18 protein-coding genes are annotated in these 26,009 nt (G+C 65.3%); 5 read left to right on the plus strand and 13 right to left on the minus strand.

From position 1 onward, the window contains the following. Positions 1–281 precede the first annotated feature (281 nt). The 3 genes from EV643_RS08780 to EV643_RS08790 all read right to left on the minus strand — a co-directional run bounded on the left by EV643_RS08780 (position 282) and on the right by EV643_RS08790 (position 3,872). Positions 282–881: a hypothetical protein gene (locus tag EV643_RS08780; protein ID WP_133799484.1), complete on the minus strand. Its 600-nt coding sequence runs from the start codon at positions 879–881 to the stop codon at positions 282–284. Next, positions 874–1,971, minus strand: a complete 1,098-nt coding sequence (locus tag EV643_RS08785) for a hypothetical protein (protein ID WP_133799485.1) — start codon at positions 1,969–1,971, stop codon at positions 874–876. The genes EV643_RS08780 and EV643_RS08785 overlap by 8 nt, the downstream gene beginning before the upstream one ends. A gap of 410 nt (positions 1,972–2,381) precedes the next feature. Then, positions 2,382–3,872, minus strand: a complete 1,491-nt coding sequence (locus EV643_RS08790) for a hypothetical protein (protein WP_166665364.1) — start codon at positions 3,870–3,872, stop codon at positions 2,382–2,384. 3 nt (positions 3,873–3,875) lie between these two features. Between EV643_RS08790 and EV643_RS44075 the strand changes: the two genes are divergently transcribed. Then, the gene (locus EV643_RS44075) at positions 3,876–4,097 is read left to right on the plus strand and encodes a hypothetical protein (protein WP_166665365.1); all 222 of its coding nucleotides are present in this window, start codon (positions 3,876–3,878) and stop codon (positions 4,095–4,097) included. 31 nt (positions 4,098–4,128) lie between these two features. Here the strand turns inward: EV643_RS44075 and EV643_RS08795 are convergent, their stop codons facing one another. The 4 genes from EV643_RS08795 to EV643_RS08810 all read right to left on the minus strand — a co-directional run bounded on the left by EV643_RS08795 (position 4,129) and on the right by EV643_RS08810 (position 10,180). Then, on the minus strand, positions 4,129–6,027 hold the full coding sequence (locus tag EV643_RS08795; RefSeq protein WP_133799487.1) for a UvrD-helicase domain-containing protein: 1,899 nt from the start codon (positions 6,025–6,027) through the stop codon (positions 4,129–4,131). Continuing rightward, on the minus strand, positions 6,002–8,116 hold the full coding sequence (locus EV643_RS08800; RefSeq protein ID WP_133799488.1) for an ATP-dependent nuclease: 2,115 nt from the start codon (positions 8,114–8,116) through the stop codon (positions 6,002–6,004). Before EV643_RS08800 ends, EV643_RS08795 begins: the two co-directional genes overlap by 26 nt. A gap of 550 nt (positions 8,117–8,666) precedes the next feature. Further along, the gene (locus EV643_RS08805; RefSeq protein ID WP_133799489.1) at positions 8,667–9,566 is read right to left on the minus strand and encodes a nucleotidyl transferase AbiEii/AbiGii toxin family protein; all 900 of its coding nucleotides are present in this window, start codon (positions 9,564–9,566) and stop codon (positions 8,667–8,669) included. Then, complete coding sequence (locus tag EV643_RS08810; RefSeq protein WP_133799490.1) at positions 9,566–10,180, minus strand: type IV toxin-antitoxin system AbiEi family antitoxin domain-containing protein; 615 nt, start codon at positions 10,178–10,180, stop codon at positions 9,566–9,568. Before EV643_RS08810 ends, EV643_RS08805 begins: the two co-directional genes overlap by 1 nt. Positions 10,181–10,634: 454 nt before the next feature. On the opposite strand from EV643_RS08810, the gene EV643_RS08815 reads away from it, so the two are divergent. Genes EV643_RS08815 through EV643_RS08830 form a run of 4 tightly spaced genes read left to right on the plus strand, consistent with a single transcriptional unit; the run spans position 10,635 to position 18,219 of the window. Next, positions 10,635–12,089 carry a hypothetical protein gene (locus tag EV643_RS08815; RefSeq protein WP_133799491.1) on the plus strand — a complete coding sequence of 485 codons (1,455 nt, stop codon included), beginning with the start codon at positions 10,635–10,637 and terminating at the stop codon, positions 12,087–12,089. Further along, the gene (locus EV643_RS08820) at positions 12,076–12,792 is read left to right on the plus strand and encodes a Sec62 family protein translocation protein (protein WP_133799492.1); all 717 of its coding nucleotides are present in this window, start codon (positions 12,076–12,078) and stop codon (positions 12,790–12,792) included. The genes EV643_RS08815 and EV643_RS08820 overlap by 14 nt, the downstream gene beginning before the upstream one ends. Continuing rightward, positions 12,792–17,198, plus strand: a complete 4,407-nt coding sequence (locus EV643_RS08825) for a coiled-coil domain-containing protein (protein WP_133799493.1) — start codon at positions 12,792–12,794, stop codon at positions 17,196–17,198. The genes EV643_RS08820 and EV643_RS08825 overlap by 1 nt, the downstream gene beginning before the upstream one ends. Beyond that, positions 17,191–18,219, plus strand: coding sequence for a Wadjet anti-phage system protein JetD domain-containing protein (locus EV643_RS08830; RefSeq protein ID WP_133799494.1), 1,029 nt, complete (start codon positions 17,191–17,193; stop codon positions 18,217–18,219). Before EV643_RS08825 ends, EV643_RS08830 begins: the two co-directional genes overlap by 8 nt. Positions 18,220–18,260: 41 nt before the next feature. Here EV643_RS08830 and EV643_RS08835 read toward each other — a convergent pair whose 3' ends face one another. The 6 genes from EV643_RS08835 to EV643_RS08860 all read right to left on the minus strand — a co-directional run bounded on the left by EV643_RS08835 (position 18,261) and on the right by EV643_RS08860 (position 25,933). Further along, positions 18,261–19,925, minus strand: a complete 1,665-nt coding sequence (locus tag EV643_RS08835) for a TIGR04141 family sporadically distributed protein (RefSeq protein ID WP_370452239.1) — start codon at positions 19,923–19,925, stop codon at positions 18,261–18,263. Between the two features lie 354 nt (positions 19,926–20,279). After that, entirely contained in the window at positions 20,280–21,452 is a 1,173-nt protein-coding gene (locus EV643_RS08840; RefSeq protein ID WP_133799496.1) for an ABC transporter ATP-binding protein, read from the minus strand. Between the two features lie 13 nt (positions 21,453–21,465). Continuing rightward, a complete protein-coding gene (locus EV643_RS08845) occupies positions 21,466–23,202 on the minus strand; it encodes an ABC transporter permease (RefSeq protein WP_166665368.1) in 1,737 nt (578 codons plus the stop codon). An 82-nt stretch (positions 23,203–23,284) separates the two neighbouring features. Then, complete coding sequence (locus EV643_RS08850; protein ID WP_166665369.1) at positions 23,285–24,226, minus strand: ABC transporter substrate-binding protein; 942 nt, start codon at positions 24,224–24,226, stop codon at positions 23,285–23,287. Positions 24,227–24,590: 364 nt separating this feature from the next. Beyond that, positions 24,591–25,364, minus strand: a complete 774-nt coding sequence (locus EV643_RS08855; protein ID WP_133799499.1) for an SDR family NAD(P)-dependent oxidoreductase — start codon at positions 25,362–25,364, stop codon at positions 24,591–24,593. Positions 25,365–25,390: 26 nt separating this feature from the next. Beyond that, entirely contained in the window at positions 25,391–25,933 is a 543-nt protein-coding gene (locus tag EV643_RS08860; protein WP_133799500.1) for a cupin domain-containing protein, read from the minus strand. Between the last annotated feature and the right edge of the window lie 76 nt (positions 25,934–26,009).

Raw genomic sequence — 26,009 nt, forward strand, 5'->3', positions numbered from 1 at the left:
CAGCCTCGGCAATCCTCCTGGGCACCGTCGCTCAGCTGCCCACGTGGCTTCGGCGATGTAGCATGTCGTACCCCCGCGGCCCGAAGGCGCCACCGATGGCGCCGCGCACAGAATAGAGCAAAGTACCGGCCCCAATGATTCATCCGCGGTCAGAGATCAGCGATCGGGCGTTCCGTCTGCTCCGGTGGGTAAGGGGCGCTCCAGACCCGGGCGGCCCAGACGGTACGTGCCTCGTTGAGGATGGTGCCCATCCGGCCAGCTGAGGCGCGCAGAGAGCGCGCCTAGGACCAGGTGATTCTGATCCACTGAGGCTTGTCTGCTGGGCGCAGCCGGACGTCGCCGTACCCGGCGTCATCGGCTTCGCCGGCCTCGACGAGGTGCTCGAGGAATGCGGTGAAGTCGTCGTAGTTGAGGCGGCTGCGGGTGGTTGCGTCCAGCCGGTTGTAGAGGACCTGCGGGTTGAGCGCGAGGCCTTGGAGGCCGACGGTCGATGTACGGAGCCTGACCAGGAGCTCCTTGTCGCGGTTGCTGAGGCGGACTTTCTCGATGTCGATGATCAGAGGTACGACAGCAACCACAATCTCTTTGGGGATTTCGTCCATTCCCGCGGCGAACATGGCCCCGCCGATGAGCACTGTGGTGAGCACGGTCTTGATCGCTTGGCCCGACCACTTCACCCGCCAGCCTCCGGGGCGCATCTCGAGCTCGCCGCTGAACTGGCCGGACGCGTGCAGGAACAGATCCTCATCGACCTCGGCAAGGTAGGTGCCGGGAGAGACTCCAACGCTGTCGAAGAAGGCCATCAGCCAGTCGCGGTCGACCTCGTCGGGTACCTCGATGGCGTCGACCAGGTCTTGCAGCGAAGCCGTCGGCTCAGCCATTGGCATCTCCCGTGGTGAAGGTGAAGACTCGTTCCTCGAGCAGGATGTGAGCCACCGAGAATCTGACAAGTGGTTCGTCGGCAATAGTTTGGTCCAGGACAGCCCGCTCGGCGAGGTCTGGTGTCTCCGCGAGCCAGAGTTGGAGACCGGACGAGTACAGGCGGCTGATTGGCGCGAGATAGGTCCGGGAGCTGGTCCCGCCTTGCTCTACGCGGAACGCCAGAAACCGAACCCAGCCGGCGTTGCCCTCGACCCCGAACACCGCGTACCGGACTTGTCTCCGGGGATCGGAGAGCCAGGCGCGGAGATTGGTGGACGGACGGAGATCGCAGAGCACGCCGGCCTGAGTGCGGCCTAGGAGCGGCCGCCAGCGATCTACGACTTGGCTAACGGCTAGTGATGACATGGCGATGCTGGTGATGACTGCGCCGACCGCCTGTAGCTCGCTCGGATCGCGGCTGGAGACATCGAGGATCTCGACACCGTCGTCTGTCTGCGCACGCAGTAACGCCAGGTGTTCGCTCGGCGGAAGGTCGTGACCGCTGAGTTGGTACTGCTGCAGGATGCTCGTTCTGGGGCGAATCGCGAGGAACAGGTGAACGCGATCGGTACCACCGCAGAGCAGGTTGCTCAAGGGAGTCGTGGGATCGAGCACGGTTGCAGGTATCGGTGCCGATAGCACCATGGTCTCCGACTCGACCGATAGGAGTGCGGCAGCGGAGGACGAGGTCTGCCGATGCTCGACGGCGGCCGATCTCCCAAGGGATCGATGAAGGGCGTGGACGGTCGGCAGATGGCCGTCGTAGGGCAGCGTGGAGCAGCCGGCCTCGTTCAGCAGCTTTCGGCAGTACTCGTAGGCCTCTTGATTGAGCGCTGCCCATTCCGGATCGTTGTCGTCGGCGAATCGGTCGACGTCCATGGAGTCGGCGTCCCGGGACCAGTCGTGGAGTGGACCCCAGCCGTAGCGCTTGAGGGCAGTGTCGAGCCTGGCCAGGCGGAAGTCTGGTCGCATCGTGCGGTTGATCATGGCCGGTGTGAGGTCACGAAGTTCGGTATCGCGGAGCAGCTCCGCCAAACTGGCGGACTGCATGCAGCTGCGGCTCGCTCCTTGGATCGCGTGCATGGAGTGATACCTCCCGCGGAGAGAGCGAACTCGGTCTGCTGCACCGCTCAGATGCCGCAAGTAGAGCGGAAAGCTGCGGCAGAGGTCTGTCGCGGACCATCCGGTCGGCACCGTCGACATCCATGTCGCGAACTGTTCGTGGACCCCGGTCGCCGGCGTCTGGAAGGCCCGGATCAGACTGAACTGATCTGGCTCCAACGTGTCGTGTAGAGCGTCGACGAGGCAACCATAGACGGTTGTCATCTGCAGCCGGTCGTGCATGGCCTCGTGAATGGACGCCACAAGTACCTCGTCGGCCTCGGCGTCTTGGCCTACCTCGACCATCCAGCCCCTGCGGTGGTAGAGCCCGGACGGCAACCTCTCATCCTGGTCACCGTTCATCTGGTCGAGTAGCGGAGCGCGGACTCGGTGCCCAGCACCGTCGCTGTGACTGCCGACAGCGCCGCATACCAGGCTGTCCAGTCCGCTTTGTCGGCGGCGAGACGTTCGCCGAGGAGATCCACCAGTTGGCCATTGAGAAGTTGGATAGTCAGATCGTCTGCGATTGACATTAGTACGTGCGGGTGTCCATCGACATGCATGACGAGCGCCTTCAGGGACGGGTGGCCGATACCGATCGAGGCCGCGTCAACGCGCTGTTCGTCACCGAGCAGATGCGTCGGTCCGATCATGGCCGCGAAGCCGACATCGGCGAGCACCAACGTAGGCCATGCTCGAAGTGAGCGAGACCATGCATCCTGCCAATCCGGTTCCAGGAAACAGCTCGCGGTCACACAGTTGACGCCTAGCCCGCGGTCGCCCCACGCGGCGACGAGCTCGTCGTACTCGCGGGCGCTGCCGATCTCGGTGTGCAGGACGAAGTCATCCTCGCCGTACTCGGTCAGCGTCCGCACTGCGAAGACAGGTCCCGGCGGACGGGCTTCAAGGTACGCGCGGTCGGCCGACCTGAGCTCGAAGTTGGCCAGCAGGCTCTTGGTGGTTCGTCCGTGAACGACGACGTACGGCGGCTTGTGAGCCGCACAGTGGTCCAGAATCTCTGCGAGGTCAACCCCTTCGCCCGGAGTGACCATCCCGGATTTGTACGGTTCGCGGAGCGGGATCCTGGTCGCGGTGAGGATCCGCTGAACCGATTCGAGATCCGACAACGGGTGCTCACCGGGCTCGTGGGGAGGCTCGATGGTGAGCCCGTCCACGGAGGCTGCCGCGACCAACGCCGCAGCAGCCTCCAGATGCGAGTTCGCGGTAATGGCGGGCAGTCGACTGAGGCGCGCCTGGTTCTCGGCGAGTGCGGAAACGAAGCGCTCTTCCCAGCTCTGCCATGCGCTGTCGAGGGCTTCGTCAGTGAGATAAAGGGTAAGGGCATCGATCGGGTGACCGTGGTGCTCCTGGAAGGCTCGGTCTGCTTCCAATCCAGCGGCAGCGACAACGCGTGCCGATGCACTCGCGATCAACGTGAATCGATGGTCGGGAAGCCAGGCTGTAGGGATGTCCGACAAGCTGATTTCTCTGGGATAGGAGTCGACGAGAAGGTCGAGGATCGGTGAGCTCATGCAGAAGCGCGCGATACCGGTCGCGGCCAGGTCGCGACGATGGGAGTCGGCCAGCGGCGTGAGTAGCCGCGTGAGCCGCCGTGCCAGCGGGCGATAGATGGGGTACTGGTCAAGCACGGAGTCGGCTTGCTCATGTCGAGCTCCGGCGAGCGAGATTGACATGAAGCTGGCGAAGGACTCGTGGACGATGCGGCAGCTGTCGACGAGCAGTGGAGCAAGCCGGACATTCCACTCCGGATGGCTGTCGGCGATGTGAATCGCTGCACCCCAGCTGGTGTCGTCGTTGAGCGCCTTGTGGTGTATTTCGTGCAGGTGCATGACGTGATGCTGAGCAAGGTCATCACCACGGAAGTGCAGGTCGTACGAGGCTGGTCGATACAGCCCAAACGACGCATCGCCGTCGCCATGGAAGAGGAGGCAGCAGGAGACGTGCCGGTGATTAGCAACTGGATCTCTCCGTATGTCCGAGGATCCGCTGTCGCTCACGATGGCATCATGCCCTGGATCGGCGGCACGGCACAGAGCAGGCAGAGTTGCGCATGATCCTGTGAGCCGGTCGGCGCCGACTCCGCCCTCACCGGTCGGTCTCCGCCGCAGACCACGCATCGACCACCTCGGCGGTGACGATCGCGGCGGGCCGGGTCGCTGTGAAGTCGTTCAACGCGGTGATCGCCGCGTCGACGTCGTCGGCGATCAGGACGATCGCCAGTGCTTCGGTCGCGCGCGACGCGCAGACGTAGAGCAGCCGCCGCGTGCGATCGATGGTTGTGTCTTCGCCGGCCGACTGCCGGGCCCGCTCGGCCGGCGAGAGTGGTCTCAGGCCGAAGAGCTTGTCGTACGAGAACTGGAAGTGCCGGCCCTCCTCATCGTCGAGTACGACGAGGACGTCCTTGTACTCCGCGCCCTTGACGCCCTGGTGCGTCGAGTACGGCGACTGCTGGCCGATGTAGCTCCAGTAGCCGTTGAGCTCGGTGACGTCGCATTTCATCATGGCGTTGATGGCGCGATCGAGGCTGTCGGACTCCTCGGACGATCCGGGCGCCTCATCTGCAATCAGGAAGGGGGCCAATCGGTCGTCGAGTTCGATTAGTCCGTACTCGCGACTGACGTTCAGCGCTCGCCTGATGCTGTCCGGCCCGCCCGTGTTCAGCACGCCCAGGACTTCGTCTAGTCCCTTCGAGATCGTCTTGAGCGTCTCGTGGGTCGACGTTCCGACGAGGGCTTCCGGCTGGAGGATCGGGCAGGTGCGCCGGAGCATCGGCAGCAGCGCGGCGCGGTTGCTGCGAGCGGCTTCGGCAAGAGGGAGGATGGTCCCGACGAACGGTCTTAACGGCCACGCGCGACCTTCGTCGAAGTCGTCGCTCAACCGGGAGCCGTGGAAGGCGTCGTACAGGTTCTCGAATCCGAGGCGCCGCGCGGCCATGCGGTGCGTAATGACGAGGATCTTGGTCGAGTCGGCACCGTCCAGCGGTTGCCAGGCCCCGATCCCCGAGTTTGCCGCAAGCCAAACGCGGGCCCGCTCCAGCCGCTCCATGCGCCGATCGTCGGCTGGGAAGACGAAGTAGGTCACCTCGCCTTCGCGTTGCTTTTCGCGCGGTAGGCCGGACACCTGTACCAGGTTGTCGCCGTCGACCCGGATGCCGTTGATGACATCGAGGATCCGCAGTGGCGATCTGAAGTTCTCCGGCTTCTGAACGTCCTCCCAGTCGTCCTCGCGTGCGATGTCTCCAACACCCTGCATGTAGATCTTCTGCATGGGATCGCCGAAGAAGCCGAGACAGAAGTGATCCCGTTCTTCGATAGCGACGTGGCGCAGACACCTGACGAACCGTTCGAACGTGTCCTGGCTCTCGTCGACGAACACCAGGGGAAACCGGCGGGACACCACACGGGTGAAGAGCGGCTTGCGCACAATGAGCTCCGGGACCATCCGCAGGATGTCGTCATGGCCGACGATGCCCTCGCCGTAGCTCCGGGCTACGCCGTATCGGAACCGCGTCACTGTGTCGACTCTGGCCAGACCGTTACGAAGTCGGGCGATACTTCGGCTCAGTTCGGCTCGCCGTTTCGGGCCGACCCGTGAGCTCAGACCAGCGAGCTCGCTCTCTAACTGCGCGAGCCGCTCGGCGCCGTACTCCTGCACCCACAGCCGGATGTCGAGCTGGAAGGGCTCGATCAGGGTCCACAGGAAGCTGTGGATGGTCGCGACGTGGGCGATGGGGTTGTGGGCAAGGTCGCCTTCGATCTCCTGCTTTGCGATCTCCGTGTACGTCACGCAGGCAACTTGCTGCCGGTTCGCCAGGAACTTCTTGCCTCGGGTCGCGATCACGTGGTCGAGGGCCTTCACCAGCGAGGTGGTCTTGCCCGACCCGGCGCCGGCGATCATGGTGAACCCCGAGATCTTCGGGTCGTCGAGGATCCGGCGGACCTCGAGGTCGGATGCGGTGTCAGGATTGAGGAGTCGGCGGTTCATCCGCTGCCTCCAATTCCGCTGGAACAGCGGTGTCCAGGTGTGAGATCTCGTCGGCGAGCCACTCGAGTCCTTCTGTGATGTACGCCGGACAGGTCCAGTTACCGTCGAGTTCGATGACGGTCAGCGCGAAGTCGGTCTTGTCGATGTGGCGGATCCTGTCGAAGATCGCCTGGATCAGGCTGTCGAGATCGCCGCTGCGGGCGTCGTCGTCGACACGCAGCTTGTAGTTGGCGTTGGCAGCGTCTTGGCTCCAGTCGAGATTCTCGAAGGCGAACGCTTCCTCGAACGTGCGGCCGGCGATGGTTTTGGTTGTGCTGTTCCAGGTGATGGAGACCGGCGTCTGGTAGGCCACGCGGGTGGTTGACAGGGGGCCAGCGGCAGCCTTGTCCTCGTACTTGACCGCGAGGAGTTCGTCGATGGCGGCTTTGCCGGGAATCCATTGGCGCAACGTCTGGTTGGCTGTCACCGCGCCGCGCTTGTCCGTCGTGCAGGCCTTGGTGTTGCTCGACGGTCCTACGACGCTGTCGAGATCCGTGATGACCAGACAGTTCATTCCGAGAAAGTCGATGAGTTTCTTGAACTTGTGCGCGAAGGCGCCGCCGAGTTCGAGGATTGTCAGGTGTGAGTTCTCCAGAGGCGGACTGACCTTCGAGATCAGCAACGGCAGCAGAAGGCGCTCGACATTGCCCTCGACCAGCATCGCTGCGTCGGCGAAGAAGAGATCGCAATGGGTGAGCTTGAGGTACTGCAGCAGGAATTTCCGGCTCTGTTCCGCGATGTCGTCGTAGAAGACCGAGAGGTCACGCACTTCGCTGTGGTGAAAGGTGCCTTCAGCACCGATTCGTGCGAAGTACCGGATCGACGTGAAGTCCGCGTGGACGATGTGCGGCGAGTGGGTCGTCAGGATGAACTGGGTGGTGCCGGGATCGCTCTCCGTGCCGGCGAGGATCGAACTCAACTGACCGATGAAGACCTGCTGCAGCTGCACATGGAGATGCGCCTCGGGTTCCTCGATCATGATCAGGTGCACCGGCGGCGTGGCAACCTCTGTCTCGATCCTGGCGCGATGGGCGGCGATGATCTCCACGACCATGTAGATGAGGTTCTTGAATCCCAGGCCGTTGTACCGGTCGGGAAGTGTGATCGGCGAGCCGTCGATCTGGTCCACCGGCTCGCCGGGTACGACGTAGTGCACCTGGGCGCCTGATCTGAGGATGCTGTCGCCGTCCAACTCGGACCGGATCGTCAGTTCGGGATCGGTGAAGCCGGGATAGCCCAGTTTCTGCAACTGCTCGAGTATCGGTTGGAAGACCTTTGTGTAGTGGACGTTCAACTGCTGCTCGGATTGAGCGAGGGCTTGGAGAGCGGTCGCGTCCGGGCTGGGCTTGTCCAGGTAGCGGTCGTAGTACCTGGCGAGCGTCGTCGACAGGTCTTCGTCGCGGCCCCGGCGGTCCATGTCGGACAGGTGTCGTTGGGCCTGCACCGTATCGACGCGGACGATCGAGCGCAGGATGGCTCTGCCGTTGTCCAGACGATGCGGGCCTTCGGCGGCCGGCGTCTCGTCGGGGGAGTCTGCCGCTCGATGATCGAGCTTGTAGTACGTGAGGTGGTACTCGCTGTCGAGACGGCGACGCAGGTAGTCGTACACGCTCTTCGGCCAATGGCTGGTCGCCGAGTCCGCAGCCGACTTCACCGCCAGGTAGTTGCTGTGCAAGGCGACCGGATCCCTGGGCTCGAAGGCGATCCGGATCCCGACCGGGTCGGTCTGCTCCCACTCGAGGTCCGGAAGCAGTTCGATCACCCTATGCAGGTTCGCCTCGTCGACGTCGAACCAGAGATCGAGCGTGATGACGGGGAGCCGGGTCTCCTCGACGGCCGGGTCGAACCGGTCGAACTCACTCCAGCATTCGGCACTGAAGTCGTGAATCGTGAATCGGCCGCTCGTTCCCATGCACAACTGGAGTATGTGCATGGCCGACGTCTTGCCGCTGTTGTTCGCGCCGACGAAGACCGTCGTTTTGTTGGCCAGGTCGATGTGGACATGCCGAAGCCGCCGAAAATTCCTGACGGCAAAAGACCGCAGGTGCATAAGGCATTTCCCCCCTCGTTGCCGATGCCCGCGATTTCGCACACCAGCCGAGGACCAGAATTATGCACCGATCACCCACTGTTGCCAACTGCCTCCGACGAACTGCGCGAAGATCCAGTGTTTGGTTCAGGCCTGATCGTCCAGCAAAATGCACACTGAGCCCGGACCTGCAACCACTGGTCGACGTCATCACGGACAGCATGGCCTGCCGGGACGACCGCTGCACGTTCCGCCTCTAGTGGAACAGCGCGGCGATCCGCCGGCCGACGGGGACTGCGCAGGACGCAATCGATCAGGCCGGTGTCGCGCCGCCGACCCGCTGGCCTGTACTGCAGCGGGGTGGAGTGGGCCACCGGTCGCGATTGGCGATGAGATCGCCATGACTGCACCAAGAACTGCGGCCATCATGAAGATCGCAGCGCGGCGTAGTGCCCAGTTGGTCTCGCCGGTCGGCAGACTTGGGTTGGGACCACCAGCCAGCGATCAGGACGATGCGACGTAACACTCTTGTCGGAATATGCGACATGGCCAGCGGGGGCTGGCGGGTTGGTCAGGTCCACCGAGCGTTGGCTGGATCCCAGGCCTTGTCTCGGGCCTGGCCGCTGATGAGTGGGTCCGCGAAGGCTGTGACCACCGCGACCGTGTCCGCGAAGCTGGTTGGGTACCCGATAGCGGCTGGGCCTTGACGTTGTAGCCATGCGGTGTAGGAGGGCTGTCGCTGCTGGGGGAGGTCGGAGATGCTCGAGCTGAGTGGTCGCAAGGTGATCCGTCGGTGCGCTGCTGTGGCTTCGAGGGCTGTAGATAATTCGTCGCCGCGGAGGACGTTGACGCGTAGCAGGCGGTAGAGGTCGCCGTAGTCACGATCGCGGGTGTTGAGGTCGCCGAGTTCGATGGCGGTGGACAGTTTCTCGGCGATGACGGTGGCGAGTGGATAGCCGAGGATGCTGAAGGTCCCGGCCTCCAGGAGTTGTTGGTACTGGATGAATTGAGGCCCAGGGGTGATGGGATCACCGACACTGACATCGAGTTGGAGCTTCAGTTGCGCACGGGCAATCGAGGCGGGCATCACGAACCGGAGCCCGTGGTAGCGGCCGTCGTCTCGAATCGGCGCGGTTCTCAGGCTTGCGCCGTCGAACGCGACGCCGTCGTCGACCTCGGTATCCGCGATCGTCGTTACCCGTCGGATGATCTCGGTGTCCTCGCCGGCGAAGGCTTGCCCAAGGATGTCGATGTCCCGCGTCGTACGGCGGGCGCCGAACTGGGCCAGGAGCAGACCGCCCTTGAGGACGAAGTGTTCGCGCCCGGCTGGAGATGTGGCCAGCCGGTAGAGAAATCGTTCGAGGACATACTCGACCATGACTTCGTCGGTGGCGCGCCTTTGCCGGCGTGCTGAGTTCCGCAAGTCGTTGTAGACGCGACCGGCAACGGTGTCGCGGGCAGGGTTGACCATCAGGCGAGCACCGCTTCGACGGCCGGCCGGATGACGGACAGGGCGTGCAGTTCGCGCGCGATGTGTTGGAGATTCCCGACCCCGTCGGGCCCACTGGTTCGCAGGTAGCGGCCGAGTGCCGCGAGGGCCAGCGTGTGGCCGATGCGGTTGCGGTGGCGCATGGCATCGACCACGCTCCGGGCTGCGTCGTAGACCGGCACGAACTCCCCTGGCGCCGCCTCGAACTGCTCGATGTTGAGGTCAAAGGTTCTGGCCGCGTACTGCGCGACGACGATGGGCGGGTAGGAGATCGCCGGACGGCGGGTGCCACGCGGTACGGCGATGTGTACGGCAGTTGGTATGTCGTCGATCAGATCGTGCAGCGCGAGTGCGGACTCGCCGCACACGACTGCGTGGGAAGCTCGTGCGTGTACAGCCAGCAGATCGAGGTGTGCAGTCTCGGAGGCGTCGGACCGCCGGTAGACACCGCGCGAGAGCTCCATCGCGGCCCCTTCGCTGACCAGCGTTGTCAGATCCCGTGACGGCACGCCGGCCCGGCGCGCCTGCGCCGTGGTGAAAGTGGGCGGCAGTATCGCCAGCCGTTGGCGTGCGCGAGGCGGCTCCAAGGGCGTCATGCATCAAATCATACCCCGCGATGGTGTTAGAGGGTGCGATTTGATACACGCTGCCTCGAGTCACCGCTTCAAAGATCGGCCGAGGTCCGCGTGGTCAACCACATCTCCGGGTCGGTCAGTGGCAAGGCGCTGCAGGTCGGCGAGATCACGTCAACGTCTCCTCCTCAGACCTGCCGCAAATTTCTCTCCTGACGCCTGCATCTTTCGTCAACGGGGTGACGGGCATTTCGTCACCCAAGATCACGGACAGTTGCACGGATGACTCTGAGTGGCACGTCAGCGGCTGCGCCGTCGAGGATGGTCTCGGCTAGATCGATCACCCAAGGTTCGAGAGATGGTCGAGGACTGCTCGAAGGCGGGCGCGAGGCGTTCGTACACCCGGCGCCACCTGTACGGCTTCTAGGCACGCCGTAGGCCGTCGAAAATGTCGGAGACGACGGTTACGTTGAGCAACATGTCCGATTCAGAGGCCGCCGGGCGGTCGTTCGCGCGTCGGCTGAGGGTGCTCGCGCACCTCCAGCCGTTGCTGGACATCGAGCATGACAAGAACCGGGCGGCCCGTGCGGGTGGAGCGAATCGCTCCTGGGACGCCTACGACATGCGGCTGCTCCAGGTCTCCGCCTTCGACGCCATCGCGGCGGAGTACGGTCTGCATCCCGAAGGCGGTGTTCCACGGACGTCCGTGGAGGCCGCGATCGGTGCGCAGGCGGCGCGATCCGCGCCCGGGCGGACGTCGGCGGAGCATGCCGAGGTCGCGACCTGGCTCATCGATCGCCTGCTGAACGTGGGGTATGCCGCTCGCGGGTTCGACGTTCCCTGGATCAATCCGGCCGACTACACCCGAGCGGACTTGCGCGTCGTGGCCCTCTACGAGACATTGACATCCGACGGCGAGGTCCGGCTGCATGCGGACGAAGCCGCTCTCAATCTGACCCTGGCCGGTCTCGACCTGGATCTCGAGGACCGGCAGATCGCCGCGGAGGCGGTGCTGCGTGCGCAGATCGAGTCCGGCCGGTGGTCACAGGCGGAACAGTCTGCTGCGATGGCTCAGCGGATGGCCGTGGAGTACCGCAATCGCCTCGACCGATACCTCCGATCGGTTGAGCGCGATCTGCGTGACATCGACTGGGAGGCCGATGTCGAGGCCGTGATCGAGGACGCACTGGCCCACATCGAGGGGCGGGTCCGGGCACTCCATCAATTGTCGGATCATGCGACCCAGTTGGCCGAGGACGTCGATCCGGCGTCCCGGACCCAGGCGGCCTCGGTCGTCCGGCTCGTCGGCGACACGCTGCAACATCTGCTCGCTCTGCAACGGCACATCCTGGCAGCGCGGTCGCGCTTCCGGGCCGCTCAGGTCGCCCAGGGATTCGCGATCTCGCTTGCCGTCGGCAAGGTTCACTTGCACGACGATGTGTTCAAGCCGCTGCTCTCGATGCCACCCGTTCAAGTCGCGGAGCTGGCACCGGCACTGGTCACACGGTCCGTCGGCGTGACCGCACCCATTGTGCTGTCACTGGCGGTGCTGGCCGACGTCCTGCTCGCCCGGCCCCGCGAGCGGGAGGAGGCCTTCGTTGACGTGGATCTCGGCGATCTTGAGGAGATCGGGAATCCGTTCGAGAGGTTCGACGACGACACCTGGGCCAAGGCCCGATCGTTGATGGCCCAGCTCGGGCCGGAGCCGCTTGCGCTGTCGGTCCTGGTGTCCGGTGCGGACGACGACGTGGCGCTGCTCGTGGCGCTGTGTTCGATGCGGTGCTGGGGCGAGCGGGGCTCGTCGGAGACCCGCGATCCCATGCTGGTCGGCATCGCCGCGATCGAGAGTGGCATGGACCTGAGCCTCGACCGGTTCACGGTTCCGGATCTGCTGCTGTCCCGTTCGCCAGGAGGTGCTGATGCGGCCAGATGATTTTGCGGACGCGAACCGGCTTCTCAGGTTCTCCGTCGACCGTTCCAGCCGCCCCGGTTCGGATCTCGCGCATCGGGCGTTGCTGGAGCGCTTCCGGACCGACCCCGGCTACGCGAGTGCGGTGCGGTTCGCCGCCGAGCCGCTCGGTCTGCGTGTGCTCGGCGCCGATCCGCAGGTCGGCCTGATCCTTGACGCCGCGGCCGACTCGCCGTTCTCTCTCCGGTCGGACGACCTTGCCCGGGAGTTCAAGTGGACGTCGGCAGCGGAGCGGATCACGTACGGCGTCGCGTTCGTCGGCATCGCGACGTACTGCTATCCCACAGCGAGCTCGTTCGGTGAGTCGGGAACCCGTCAGGTGACGGCCGTCGAGGTCGACGAATGGATCCGGAAGGCCGCGACAGCGGCGCAGTCAGACTCGACGGCGGCCGGGGACGAGATCGCCACTGCCGACGCGCTTGCCGTCTACGTGGCGGAGAAGTCGATCTCCCGGAATAAGGGATCGTCGGCCTTGCGTCAGGACTGCACCGTGTATCGGATCGGCCGGGTGTTGCGCTGGCTGGCCGAGCAGCAATTCATGGTGCGTGATGCCACCAAGCCGGACGTGTTCCGCAGTACCGAACGATTCCGTCTGCACGTCCGCGAGGTGGCCGCGAAGGCGGTCTTCGACGCCGTGCGATCGGCCGCTACGGAGGAGGACGACTGATGTGGCATCTTCGGCGCGTTCACCTGGAATCGGTCGGGCATCCGGATGCCCGCTTCGATCCACTCACCGTGAATCTCACCGACGTCGAGGGGGAGCCGACCTCGTCGGTGCTGTGGCTGGAGAACATGGGCGGCAAGACGTCCTGGCTGTCGCTCGTGTTCTGCACACTGCGACCGGCACTCGACGACTTCCTCGGAAGGCCCGACAAGTATCTGGGCGACTATGTGCTGGCGACAGACACGTCGCAGGTCGTACTCGAGTTCGCTCAGATCGCCGGTGTCCGGACGCTATCGGGCTCGGGCACGCGGCTTTTGCTGGGTCAGGTACTGCAGTGGAAACAGCGCCGCCAGGAGCGGTCTCGCGAGTCCACCCAGTTGCTGAGGCAGCTCTGGGCAGCCGTCGTACCTCCGAGCGGTGGTCGGCTGACGTTCGAGAGCGTCGTACGGCTGATGCACACCGATGACAATCAGCGCCGCCCGCTGTCCGACTTCTCGGCCGGGATCTCGTCGATGATCGAAGGAGATGCGTTCCGGCCGGACAACCACCAGGGGCGCTGGGCGGACTGGCTTCGTCAACATGGGCTCGACCCAGAGGTGTTCGCGGACGAACTGAAGATGTCGGCGGATGAAGGCTCCATCTCGGAGCGGTTCCACTTCCAGAACGGCGACCAGCTTGTGCAGTGGGCGATGCCGTACATCATTCCACCGGAGGTCCCCGACGGTGTCTCGGCTGTGGTCGAGGGCGTGCGGGACACGTTGACACAGCGCCCGAGCCTTCTCGCCCAGCAGCAGTTCTGCCGAACGGTCGAGGGCAAGCTCGAGCACGCCGCTTCGCAGCAGACCCAGCTCGAGGAGGAGCGGTCCGAGGCGACCGGGAACTGGGATGCGGGTCTGCGTCTAGTCGATCAGTTCCGGGCCGCGGTGGTGCTTGCGGAGGAGTCCGTTCGGCTCCACCAGGGACGGGCAGGCCACTTCGAGGAGAAGGCGAAGAAGGCGCAGTCCATCCGTAATCAACGCCAGCAGCAGGGGCGGCAGGCCCAGCTTGTCGCGGCACGACTGCAACACCAGGAGGCTGCCGGGATCCACGAAGAGCTCACTGAGCAGCTGGAGGAGGCACAGGCGCGGGTTGACGCCTGGGAGGTCACCGACCGCTTGCGGTCCCAGGGTGAAGCCAAGTCCCGGCTGTCGCAGATCGATGCGCTGCTCGAGAAATTGGACGACCGGGCTGCGCCTTTACGCATGGCAGTCGCGCAGGCCGAGTCGCGACTTGCCAGCAAGCTCACGAGGTTGCGCGCCGTCGAGCAGGAGACGCTTGACGGCGCGGAGGAGGAACTCGCGGATGCCCGCCAGGCCGGTGCGGTCGCCGAGGACGAGGAGGAGAAGGCCCGGAGCCAGCACCTCCAGGCGACCGGCGCATTGGTGTCCGCTGAGGAACGGTTGCGCGGACTCGACGAGGAGCTGACCCGGGCGATCGAAGACGGCTTGATCAGGTCTGGGCAGCCGCTCGATGACGCTCTGGCGTCGGCTGCGGCCGAGTGCTCCCGCTGGGGCGACGAGGTCGAGCGCCTCGCGTCGGCGGCGGACGGTGCTCTCCTGGCGGTCGGCAAGGCTGAGGACGAGCGTGAATCTGCGCGAGGGGCGTTGAGTGCGGCTCAGGCAGAGTACGAGAAGGCCGCCGCGCGGTCGGAGGCGGTGGACGTCGCACTGAATCAACTGCTGGAGACGCCGGGCCTGGCCGCGGTGTTCGAGGCCGCACACCCCGATGTCTGGCAAGACGGTGAAGCGGCGGCCGATCGGCTCAGACGTGACGCGGACCGGGCGGCGGCCGATCGAGTCGCGGTCGAGCTCGCGGCCGCGACGGATACCCGGGCCGTGGATTGGTTGCACCGCACGGGGTTGCTGCCACCCAGCCCGGATGTTGAGGCAGTCCTGGAAGTCCTCGCCGCGGCGGAGGACGTCGGCCCGGTCTTCTCTGGTTGGGACGTCCTCCGCAGGCGGGTGCCGGTCGATCAGCAGGCGGCGTTCATCTCGCGCTGTCCCGAGGTTGTCAGCGGAGTGGTTCTGGACAATCCAGCTGACCTGGAAGCCGCGGCCGAGATCGCCGGCAGCGTGGTGCTGACCGGCCCGGTCGTTCTGACGACCGCGGCTGCCCTTGGCGGGGACCGGACGGAGCCGTTCACGGTTCTCCAGGGTCCGGCTGCGTTGTACGACGACAACGCGGCTGCGGCCGAAGCGACGCTTCGCGAGACCAGGCTGGACGCCTTCGACGAGGACAAGCAAGCCACGAGGGCCCGAGAGGACGAGGCCAGGTCGGCGCGGGCAGCATTGACCGGTCTTCTTGAACGGCATCCGGCCGACGCTGTCGCTCGCTGGCGCACAGCGGTGGCTGACAGCCAAGTGATTGTGGAGGAGGTTCGCGAGCGCCTCAGGACGGCAGCGGAGGACTACTGGCAAGCCCGGTCAACGGCGCAGGCCGCGACGGAGGCGGTGCAGCCGGCTCGTGATCGACTGGGTGAGGTCGAGCGAGCGCAAGGTGCCCTTCGTCGGCTGAGCGCTAGTCAGGCAGCTAGGCCAGGGGTGTTGGACGAGCTGCGGGAGGCGAGGGATCAGCTCGCGACGGCAAAGCGTCGTTCTCAGCAGGCTGATGCGGACCGCCGATCGGCTCGCGCCCGGGAGATAGCGGCGAACGGGATGATCACGGACGTGCGGGTTCGCATCCGTGGAGTCGACAGCACGTTCACCCACTGGCGGCTGGAGTCCGTGGAGGCTGTACCGCCCGACGACCCCGTCGATAGCTTGGAGCATGCGCTCGAGGCTGCGCGAGCCGAGCTGCAGTTGGCCAGTCCGCCCAGCGAACTGCTGCGCGAGCGCAAGGACCTGCAGACGCAACTCGCGGAGCTGGGGGCGCTGATCCGGCAGGCGAACGGCGAGGTCGTCACCCTCGCTCAGGCCCTGCTATCGGGTCCGGAGGGTGCCACGTTGGAGTCACGCGAGACGGCGCTCAGAGTTGCCAAGGAGCGCCTGATGGAGCTCGGAAAACAGGAGGCACTCGCCGAGCGGGCGTTGTCCCTTGCCCGAGACGACCTGCGGGAGAAGGAGGCGATCCCACCGAGTCGACGGGCGCCGCTCGACGAGGAACCGGCTACCGCCGACCGAGCGCGAGAGCTGCTCGAACAGCTGACGGCGCAGGCCGCTGCCGCGTTCGAGGAACACTCGGAAGCGACAGAATCCCAGGCGCATCACGCCCGAGTGGCAGCGGAGGCCGAAGTCGATCGGAAGGCCTTCGAGCGGGAGGCGGCCGACCTCGCGGTGGTGCTGCGCCGCTGTGCGGTGGTGATGGATCGCCCCGCCGACATCATCGACCTGCCGCGGGAGGTGCCGGCGTGGTCGGGTGGCCCGGAGCTTGCCGAGAAGGCCCGGCGCGGCCGTCAGACCAAGCTCGACGATGCCGCCGAATACATCAGGCTCGCGATCCAGGAACGTGACGGCGCGCTGGACGACGTACGCCATCTCGCCAATCAGTTCAGAAAGCTGCTCACGGACGAGCTGCCGACGCTGCTGCCACGCTTGACGGAGGGCACGGCGGATCAACGCGGCTCCTATGCACGTCAGTTGACTGCTCAGCTGCACACGTTCGCGTTGACCATCGAGAACCAGCTCGCCGATGTCGAGCGGCACCGGAGGATCGTGATCGAGCATTTGGTTGGCAAGGTGAAGGAGACCGTGAAGCTGCTCGAGCGGATGCAGCGACGGACCCGGATGCCGGCCGGGCTCGAGGAGTGGTCAGATCGTTCGTTCCTGCATCTCACCCATCCCAAGCTGCCGGAGACGACGGACGAACTGTCGGGCAAGGTGGCGACGGTTGTGGACCGGGTGTGCGCCGATCCGGACAAGACGGTGCCCTCGGGCATGGACCTGTTGTACGCCGCGGTGTCGGCCTCGATCGGCGGTCCGTTCCACGCGACGATCCTGAAACCTCACAAACGGCTGACGAACGAACGGGTGGACATCGGTGAGATGGCGGTGTTCTCCGGCGGCCAGAAGGTGACCGTCGCGTTGGTCATGTTCGCCGCGCTGACCAGGATGCGTACCGAGGCCCGTTCCTCCGGCCTGCAGACGAACGCCGCGCTGCCGCTGCTGCTGGACAACCCGATCGGCAAGGCCAATCAAGCCACGTTGATGGAGGTGCAACAGCGGGTGGCGGATGCGTTCGGACTGCAGCTGATCTACACAACCGGGCTGCACGACGTCGGTGCGCTCGCCTCCTTCAAGAACATCGTGCGACTGGACGGCCGCGAGAACCCACGCTCAGGTCACGTTCATCTCGTCGTCGACGAGAAAGCTGCCGATCTCATGTACCTGGATTCCATCCGGCTGGTTCAGCACGAGGAACCGGCGCATGACTGACGTGGAGCGCTTCGTGGCCGAGCTCCGCGAAGGCGCGGGGCGGCGTACCCGGGTCGACAACGAAGAGATCTGGCGCATTTTCACCCGACTGTTCGTCGACGCATCCCGGGCCGTCGATGCCAGGAAACAGCTCGCCGACCTCATCGGGGCCGCCGACGGGGCAGGCTTGATCCAGCCGTCAGTTTCGACGGACAACCTCGCTCCGGTTCCGTTGCCCCGCTTCGTGACCCTGATCGACGGCCGGCCGGCGCGGGTCGGCCGCCGCCTGGTTCCTTGGGTGGATGCGCTTGCTTGGGCGTCGGGCGTGGACCTCAACGACGTGCGGTACGACGTACTCGACCGGGTGAACCGCTGGCTGCGAGATGGTGGCGCGGAGCGTCCGATCATTCCGGCCGAAGAGCGATCTGCCGAGCTGTTCGACGATGAGAAGGCAATCGGCCGCCGGATCGGAGGACCTGCGACGCTCTGGCGCCCGGGTCGCTTGTCGCCGACGCTGCTGCGGTTCGAGAACGTGCCGATCCCGTTCGCTTATCGGGTGGTTGGCGACGGCACCAGCCTGCTGATGGTCGAGAACACTGCCGCGTTCCGGACCTGCGCGCGCCTCCTCGCCGCCGAGTCCGGCCACTCGTACTGCGCTGTTGCGTTCGGGCAGGGCTCCTGGGCTCCGCAGACTGTCCCGGCGGCTCTCGACCATCCGACTCCGATTACCGAAGTCCATTACTGGGGCGACCTCGATGTCCGGGGACTCGAGATCACCCGCGACGTCCTCGCCGCGGCGAGGGCGGTCGACCTCGCCGCCCATGTGCACACCTCGCTGTGGAGCCTCATGCTCACGAAACGTCCGATCCCGACAACCAAAGGACCGACGACATTCCATCCAACGCTGGTCGACGTACTGCCCGCGCACCTCCGCCAACGCGCAACAACAGTCCTGTCGGAACGCCACAGAATCCCGCAGGAACGCGTCGGCTACGAAGTTCTGCTCCGCACCCCACGCTGGTGGGACTGCCCAAGTCCTTGACCGCAGAGTCGACCAGTGATGCGCCTTCCGGTATGCAGGCGTCAGGTCTTTGCCAGGTGGATGGAGCGAACCTCTACCTCGATGCGCGCCGACTGCAGGAGTCGAGCGGCCTGGATCAGCGCAACCTGCGAGAACGGAAACAGAGTGCGCGGGGTGATTTCCTCACCGGCCTTGAGCAGGATCCCGAAGACGATCTTGGCCGGCTTGAAATCGGGCGGGAGCTCATGGCCGCGTCCGTGCTGCCGGACGAGTTCCCGGAAGCGGGTGCGTGCTTGCGCGGAACCTTCGAGGCCCTGGATCGCCACGCAGGCCTGCATGAAGAGGTGACTCAACGGCGAGGACCCCGAGGCCTTCTTGACATGGATCAACTCGTTGTCCGGGCCGAGCAGGTCGCACGCCTCGAAGCCCCACTTGGTGTGGAACTCGTCCTGGACTCCCTTGCGGTCCAGACAGACCAGGCGAAGGTCGGGATCAAGTGCAGCGTCTTCGTTGTAGGTGCGTTCGGACTGGCCTGCCCGCCAGTCGGGCAGAACCAGGTCGGACCGGACCTCGAGCAGTTCACTCACCGTTCGACGCAGCCGCTCCTGGTAGTCGGTGTCGATCTCGTACCAGTGGCCGTCCACCAGCGCGAAGTGCCGGTCGTCGATGGTTGTGACCGCCTCGAGCCACTCAATGGCCTTGGTGCCGCCAAGCAGGTGGCTGCCGCCGTCATCGGCGTACGCCGAGATCCGCCCTTCCCGGAAGGCTTGCAGTCTGGTTCCGGCCCGGAGAATGTGCGCCCGGTTGAGGAGGTTGTCCGCGGTGACCTCGGTTTCCCTACCGCTCACACCGTTCAGTCTGACCTTGAAGGCTCGGACGTCGTCGATCGCGTCGGCAAGTTCAATGGGTACGACGCTGCTCAGCCGGTGCCCGACCTCGTTGGCGTTACTGCTCAGCATCACCTCGAGGTCATCGTCCAGGCGGGCGACAGTGTCGGTGTCTTGCAGCGGGCGCATGCGGTCGGCGAACTCCAGGTCTGCGATGCGTTCCCGGTCGAGGACCTGGGCGATGGTGCGGATGTCGGCTACCAATTCGGCTGGGTCGGTGGGCAGCCGTATCCGCAGGCCTACGCCGCCGTCCACTGGCACGGGACGGTCTGGGCGTGTGTGGGTCAGTTGAAGGTTCTCCGATTTTCCGCCGGCGCCGCCCACGATGTCGGCGTATGCGTCGGACACGTCGAATGCGGCCGTGTGCAGACCGAGCCAGTGCTCCAAGGCGTCTCCCCGCCACGGATCTGGCGTGTCGCCCGCGACGTGGTCAACGCGCCGACGACTGGACTCGGGCTGCTCGCGTCCAGAGCCGCAGGCATGAGTGAATGCGCCGGTCCGCCGCTGACGGCGACCTTCTGGGATCCGACGCGCCCGAGCAGCGGCGGCAGCACCATCGGGTCTACATTCGTCGCATGGATGCCAGCAGGCTACGACAGTTCGGCCATTCTCCCGGGAGCAAGCGGCTTCGGATCCGCGGATGACCGACGCAGGCCGGCCGCGCCGTACGTCCGCTACGGTCCCAACATCCCCGGGCCCCGGGCCGAGGAGCTGCGTCTGGCCCGGCACGAGTCCCGGCACACCGACCAATGGGCGGTCCTGACGCTTGTCGGCGGCCCGCTGGCGTTCCCCCTCGCGTACTACACGGACAGCGCGTTCTTCCCAGGATCCCGCAACCACTTCGAACGCGCCGCTGGTCTTGCTGATGGCAACTACCTTCCGCCTCCGGATGACAATCCCGCTCCATTCCCCGGCGCGGTCGCTGCGACCTGCACCGCCCTTGGGCTAGTCCTGCTCTGGGGCATTCGACGGCTCTGCCGGACGCGTCGGCCCGTACCGGCCTTAGAGACAACGAGAGGCACCGACGGAACTGGGACTCCACATCGCGGACTTCACCTGGACCGTCGGTACGCCGCCCGCGACCACGTGATCGAGAACTTGGTCGAGACCGACATCGCCAAGGAACAGGCGGCCATCTTCCCCGACCGCGCTGTCTAGTCGCACCGTGGACGATGGGCTCGTGCCGGCTCAGGATCAGGTCGAGGGCATTGTCCAGAGCTTGCCGTCCAGGTAGATCAACGCGTCCCTCACCTCGACTGACAGCTCGACTCGCTCACCAGGTTGGAAACTGACTGGCCCTTCCCGGAAGGCGAACCACGTGGCTCCGTCGACGTCGAGGACGTATTTGCGACGTCCCCCTTCACTCAACGTCGTCTGTACCAGAGTGCCCGCTACCGAGATGTGGGATCCGCTGGGATCTTGGAGCGTCCCCACGCGGACGCTGTTGCTGCGCACGAACAGACGCAAGGTGGTGCCTTCCGGATGGTGGGACGCGATCTGTTGTCCCCCCATCCTCAGCCCAAGGGCGCTCACGAACTCTCCTCCGCGAACAGTCACGTCGAGCCGGTTTCGGACCCCGAGGAAGTCGGCCGCGTACGGCGAGACCGGACGGGAGTACACCTCTTCGGGAGTGCCGACCTGCTCGATGCGTCCTTCCCGCATCAGCACGACGCGATCGCCCATCTCGAGCGCCTCTTCCTGGTCGTGCGTGATGTGGACCGCGGTGAACCCGAGTTCGCGGTGCAGCCGCAGGAGCTCCGAGCGCAGCGAGATCCGGAGCAGCGCGTCCAGGTTGCTGAGGGGCTCGTCCAAGAGCAGCAGGCTGGGCTCGTAGACGAGTGCGCGTGCCAACGCGACGCGTTGCTGCTGACCGCCGCTGAGCTCAGCGGGAAGGCGCTTCGCCAGGTGGAGGCACTCCACCGCTTCGAGAACCGCCGTCACCTTGGTCCGCCTGTCCTCCTTCGCGACCTTGCGCATCCTGAGCGGGTACGCGACGTTCCGTTCCACATTCAGGTGCGGCCAGAGGGCATAGTTCTGGAAGACCATCCCAACCTTCCGGTCGTTCGGCCTGATGTCGATCTGCGGTTGAACGGAGAAGACGGTCTTCCCTGCCAGTTGGATCCGCCCGGTCGTCGGAGCCTCGAGCCCTGCAACGCACCGGAGCAGGGTGGATTTGCCGCAGCCGCTGGGGCCGAGCACCACTACGTACTCGCCCTGCTCGATCTCGAGGTCGACATCACTCAGCGCGTCGACGCTGCGCCCTTTGGACACAAAGGTCTTGCCCAGGCCGGTCATCGACGCACTGATCGTGCGGTCGCCGTCGACCTCGCGCTCACCAGGCAGTCCCAAGGTCATGGTCTCAGTCATCGCTGTCTCCAACTCAGATCTTTGCCAGGGCCGATCGGCCGCCGGCCCAGATGGTCAATGCGAGCAGAATCCCTGTCACCGCGGACATCACGAGTGACATCACAGCCACCTCCGGGTAGCCGCCGTTCTCCCAGAACTCGTAGATGACCGTCCCCATCACGTGATTCCCCGGTGATCGAACCATCACCGATACCGCGAAGTCGTGGGACAACAGGATGAGCATGATGGCCATCGCCGCTGTCATGCCGCGTCGCGCCAGCGGCAGTGCGACACGCAACACGGTCGTCAACGGTCCCGCACCGCAGATCCGTGACGCCTCGAACAACGACGAGTGCACCCCGATCAGGCTCGAGTACTGCGATCGCAGTGCGAACGGCAGCACGATGAACGCGTAGCCGATGACGAAGAGAGCCGTCGTTCCGTACAGCGAGAAGGGCGGTCGCAGGAAGACGTAGAGGACGGCCATGCCGAGCAGTGCGCGCGGGACGGCCAGCGGTGCGAGGAAGACCGCGTCCAGTACGGCACGCACTCCGCGCGGCACGCGGATGGCGCCGCTCATCGGCACCGCGCCGAAGAACCCCAGCGGCAACACGACGACGGCCGCCAGAAGCGACGTCACCATGCTGTTGACAACCGACTCCGTCACCTGCGGATTGTTGAGGGTGGAGCCAAAGTGCTGGCCGGTGAACGCGATCGAACTCAGGTCCCCGCTCCAGTACGGGGAAACGGCGACGAGCATGATGGCCAGGAGCGGCACCACGGTGGTCACGCACGAGTACGTCACCACAGCGAGGAAGGCCCATCGCGACGTCCGCTCGCCCGCGGTGCGGTCGCTCGACTGCGTGGCGTACTTGCGTTGGTCACCGATCACCCGTCGCTGCAGGACGATCGACAGCACTCCGACCAGGAGCAGCGGTAGTCCCAGCGCCGCGGTCGACCCGTAGTTGATGGGGTACTCCTCGCGCATCCGGAAGATCTCGGTAGTCAACACGTCCACACCGGCCGTCGTACCCAGCAGGAGCGGAGCGGTGAACTGACCCAGCCCGAGCAGAAAAGCGACGACGACTCCGGCCACGAGCGCCGGCCGCAGAAGTGGCAGAGTCACGGTCAGGACGCTGCGCACCATGGAGGCACCCGACAGGCGAGCGGCCGCCGTCAGGCTTCCGCCGATCTCGTTCAACCGGGCGTAAACGAGCGCGAAGACGATGCCGGCCAGTTCGAGGCCGGTGATCACCGTGATCGCCGGCACGGAGTAGACGTTGATCGGACCGTTGGACAGGTGATCGAAGAACGGCAGTTGCCGCAGCGCCACGTTTCCGTATCCGACGCGGGGTGCGAAGATGAACGTCCACCCTACGATCATCGCGACGGGTGGCACCACGAGCGGCAACTGCGGAAGGAACGCTGCGATCCCGCGGACGCGCATCGGAGTTCGCATGACCAGCATTCCGAGCAGGACCGCGAGGGCGGTGGCGACGGCAGTCGATCCCAGGGCGAGCAGCAGCGTCGTGATGAAGATGGACCCCAGGCCGGGAACCTCGGGCAAACCGAGGAGTGGAGCGGCCCCATTCTCAAGGGCACGGGCGTAGTAGATGATCAGCGGCGCGAGCACGAGGACCGCGAGGGTCGCCACGAGAGCGTAGGTCACCCCGGGGCCTGCTTGCCGCTTCAAGAAGGCCAGCGCTGCTGCGCTGGCACCAGGCTCCTCGGGCCTCGTGTTATGTGTGGTGTCGAGCGTGGTGGTTGTCATGATCAACCTCCCCGCGGCGCTGACCGAAGCGGGCCGGCGCCGCATTCACGAAGGAATATCGTCCTGATCGATGGCGCTGTACCTAGCCGAAGTTGCCGGTCCACTCGTCGGCCAGCCACTTGTCCCATCGGGACTTCGGCCAGTCCTCCTCCTTGTAGGTGGCAACGTCACCCCATGGAATGGAGCCCTTGACCTGGACTGGCACCGATCCGGGGGAGTGCTTCTTGATCATCAGTTCCTGCGCCTGCCGGTTGCCCAGCCAGTCGACGAACAGTTGGGCCGCGTTCGGGTGCCGGGCGCTGCTCAGCGCGGCAACGTTGTAGTGCGGACCGGAGAGGTTCTCCGACGGAACGACCCAGTCGACCGATGCGCCGTCGGCCTTCAGCGGCTCCAGCAGCCCAGGGACCATGTTGGCGACGTAGTCCAGTTCACCGGCGGCGAGACTCTGGGCGAGCGTGGTCGCCGACGAGTCCATCTTCACGTCGAGCTTCGAGAGGCGCTCCATGAAGTCAGCGCCGTACGCCTTCAGCCACAGGTCGTACTGGAACGAGACCGCCGTGGCCGCCGCTGCGTCGAGGATCCCGACCTTGGCGGCACCCGCTTGGTCAACCAGCTCCTTGACCGACGACACCTTCTTCGCTGTCGAGCTGTTGTAACCGATGAAGTACGGGAAGGCGTAGACCGTCTTGTACTCGCGATCTCCGAGTCGCTCCGTCCAGCCGGCCTGTACGGCTTCGGCGCTGAGCTTGACGGCCGCCAGGCTTCCGTTCTCCGCGCGATCCCGGTACCACGACGTTTGCGCGTGGAAGGCGACGTCGGCGCCGGGCGCGTTGACCTCGATCTCCTGATCGAGCCGGGAGATCAGATCGGCGGTGGGGGTCTGCTCCACCGTGACGTTGATCTGCGGGTAGGCCTTCTCGAACTGCTCGAACGTTGGTTCCGTTCCACCGAGCGACGTGTAGACGACCAGCTCGCCTTCCTTGGCGGCAGCCTCGACCAGCTTGCCCCACTCGGTTTGCGACACCTGGGTCGGCGGTCCCGATTCCGCGGCCGGCGCTGCATCCGGGCCACCACATGCGCCGAGGGCTGCAAGTCCGACGAGAGCAACAACTGCTACGGCGAATCGGTAGCGTAACGACTGCCGACGAAGGGATTTGCGGGACGTGCTCACGAGGCCTCCCAAGCATGCATAATATATGACTTCCGATGAGCCTAGGGAGATGTGGCAGTCGGGTCAACACCCAAGCCCGTCAGGATTTTGTCGGATTGGACTCGCGGTGGAGGCGCTGCACACACAGAGCCACTGGCCCGGTTGCCGGACCGGCGATCTCCATCGAGAGATAGTTGCCTAGGGCAGCTTTCAGTCCCGTAGATGAGGTGTGCCGCAGCTACTGTGCGGTGAATCCGCCGTCGACAGGGAGGGCGGCCCCGGTGATGAAGCTGGCGCCGGCGCTGCAGAGCCAGAGCACCACGGAGGCGATCTCGTCCACTGTGCCGATCCTGCGCATGGGCAGCGTTTCGAGGATCTCGTCGATGCTGATGTCTCCGGCGTCGACCTGCGTCCTCACCATGGGAGTGTCGAAGGTGCCGGGGCAGATCACGTTCACGCGAACACCGCGATCGGCGTAGTGCAGGGCCACGCTCTTCGTCAGCCCGATGATGCCGAACTTGGTCGCGTCGTACGCCGCCAATTGAGGGTTGCCGATCAGGCCGCTGATGGAGGAACAGTTGACGACAGCACCGCCGGAGTCCTGGCGGCGCATGATCGAGAGTTCGTGTTTCATGGACGCCCAGACGCCGCGCAGGTTGACGGCGTTGATGTGGTCGAAATACTTGGCATCTTCGTCCGCGATGTCGGTGGCAGGCACATGGATGCCTGCAGCATTGAACGCGTAATCAAGTCGACCGAACTCGCTCGCGGCAATCTGAACGGCGTGCGCGACCTGGTCCTCGTCTGCGACGTCACAATGTACTGCCGTCGCGGCGAGTCCTGCGTCCGCCAGCTCCTTGGCGACCGACTGCGCTAGGGCCTCGTGGATGTCGGCCAGGACGACACCGGCGCCTGCGCGCGCGAACCACCGTGCGGTCTCCGCACCCATGCCCGAGCCCGCGCCGGTGACGAATGCGACCCTGCCGCTGAAGTCGTAGGTTGGTTGTGTCATCGTCTTCTCCTGATTGGTTCGCACGTTCAGTGGCTCTGGTCATCGGATGTATGCCGCTTCGCCCCGACCATGACCGAGGAGACCGTGCAGGGCTGAGTGCCCTCGTTCCGCCACTTGTGCCAGGTGCCTCGCATGATGACCACGTCACCCGGTCTCAGCAGGACCTCGCGACGCTCCAGTTCGAGCACCACCTCGCCGGACAAGACGTGCACGAAGTCGACGCTGTCTGAGATGTGCTTCCCAGGCCGTGCCGAGTCGTAGGCGTCGAGGAAGTTCGAGGGTTCGGCTGACTCGTCACCGGAGCTGACATGGGTCGCGGCCGACTCCTCACCGTTGGACATGGGTTGGAAGGTGAAGAATCGGAACCGGACACCGCCGGGCTCGGGAAACCAAGGAAGCGTCACCTCCTCCGGATCCACACCGGAACCGACGACGGGTAGACCTTCGGGCGTTCCCCACAACTGGCTGTTGAGGTAGGCAGGCCGGCCGCTCTCGTCCAGGACGACGTCGCGGTGGACCAAGCGCTCGCGATAGTCCGCGCGGCCGTCGACGTCGACAGTCACAATCACGCGTGTTTGCTCGGGATGGTTCAAAGGAATCGTCCAATGTGGTTGTCGGGGCGGCCCCTTGCCATCGGGCGGTCTG

Source organism: Kribbella caucasensis, assembly GCF_004361855.1.
Taxonomy (GTDB): Bacteria; Actinomycetota; Actinomycetes; order Propionibacteriales; family Kribbellaceae; genus Kribbella; species Kribbella caucasensis.

What these genes read in the sequence shown, in the direction of transcription:
- EV643_RS08840 (WP_133799496.1), bottom strand. Translation starts at nt 21,452, where the DNA reads ATGACTGAGACCATGACCTTGGGACTGCCTGGTGAGCGCGAGGTCGAC.
- EV643_RS08825 (WP_133799493.1), top strand. Translation starts at nt 12,792, where the DNA reads ATGTGGCATCTTCGGCGCGTTCACCTGGAATCGGTCGGGCATCCGGAT.
- EV643_RS08815 (WP_133799491.1), top strand. Translation starts at nt 10,635, where the DNA reads ATGTCCGATTCAGAGGCCGCCGGGCGGTCGTTCGCGCGTCGGCTGAGG.
- EV643_RS08785 (WP_133799485.1), bottom strand. Translation starts at nt 1,971, where the DNA reads ATGCAGTCCGCCAGTTTGGCGGAGCTGCTCCGCGATACCGAACTTCGT.
- EV643_RS08805 (WP_133799489.1), bottom strand. Translation starts at nt 9,566, where the DNA reads ATGGTCAACCCTGCCCGCGACACCGTTGCCGGTCGCGTCTACAACGAC.
- EV643_RS08845 (WP_166665368.1), bottom strand. Translation starts at nt 23,202, where the DNA reads ATGACAACCACCACGCTCGACACCACACATAACACGAGGCCCGAGGAG.
- EV643_RS08795 (WP_133799487.1), bottom strand. Translation starts at nt 6,027, where the DNA reads ATGAACCGCCGACTCCTCAATCCTGACACCGCATCCGACCTCGAGGTC.
- EV643_RS08810 (WP_133799490.1), bottom strand. Translation starts at nt 10,180, where the DNA reads ATGACGCCCTTGGAGCCGCCTCGCGCACGCCAACGGCTGGCGATACTG.
- EV643_RS08800 (WP_133799488.1), bottom strand. Translation starts at nt 8,116, where the DNA reads ATGCACCTGCGGTCTTTTGCCGTCAGGAATTTTCGGCGGCTTCGGCAT.
- EV643_RS08790 (WP_166665364.1), bottom strand. Translation starts at nt 3,872, where the DNA reads ATGCACCTGCACGAAATACACCACAAGGCGCTCAACGACGACACCAGC.
- EV643_RS08855 (WP_133799499.1), bottom strand. Translation starts at nt 25,364, where the DNA reads ATGACACAACCAACCTACGACTTCAGCGGCAGGGTCGCATTCGTCACC.
- EV643_RS08820 (WP_133799492.1), top strand. Translation starts at nt 12,076, where the DNA reads ATGCGGCCAGATGATTTTGCGGACGCGAACCGGCTTCTCAGGTTCTCC.
- EV643_RS08830 (WP_133799494.1), top strand. Translation starts at nt 17,191, where the DNA reads ATGACTGACGTGGAGCGCTTCGTGGCCGAGCTCCGCGAAGGCGCGGGG.
- EV643_RS08780 (WP_133799484.1), bottom strand. Translation starts at nt 881, where the DNA reads ATGGCTGAGCCGACGGCTTCGCTGCAAGACCTGGTCGACGCCATCGAG.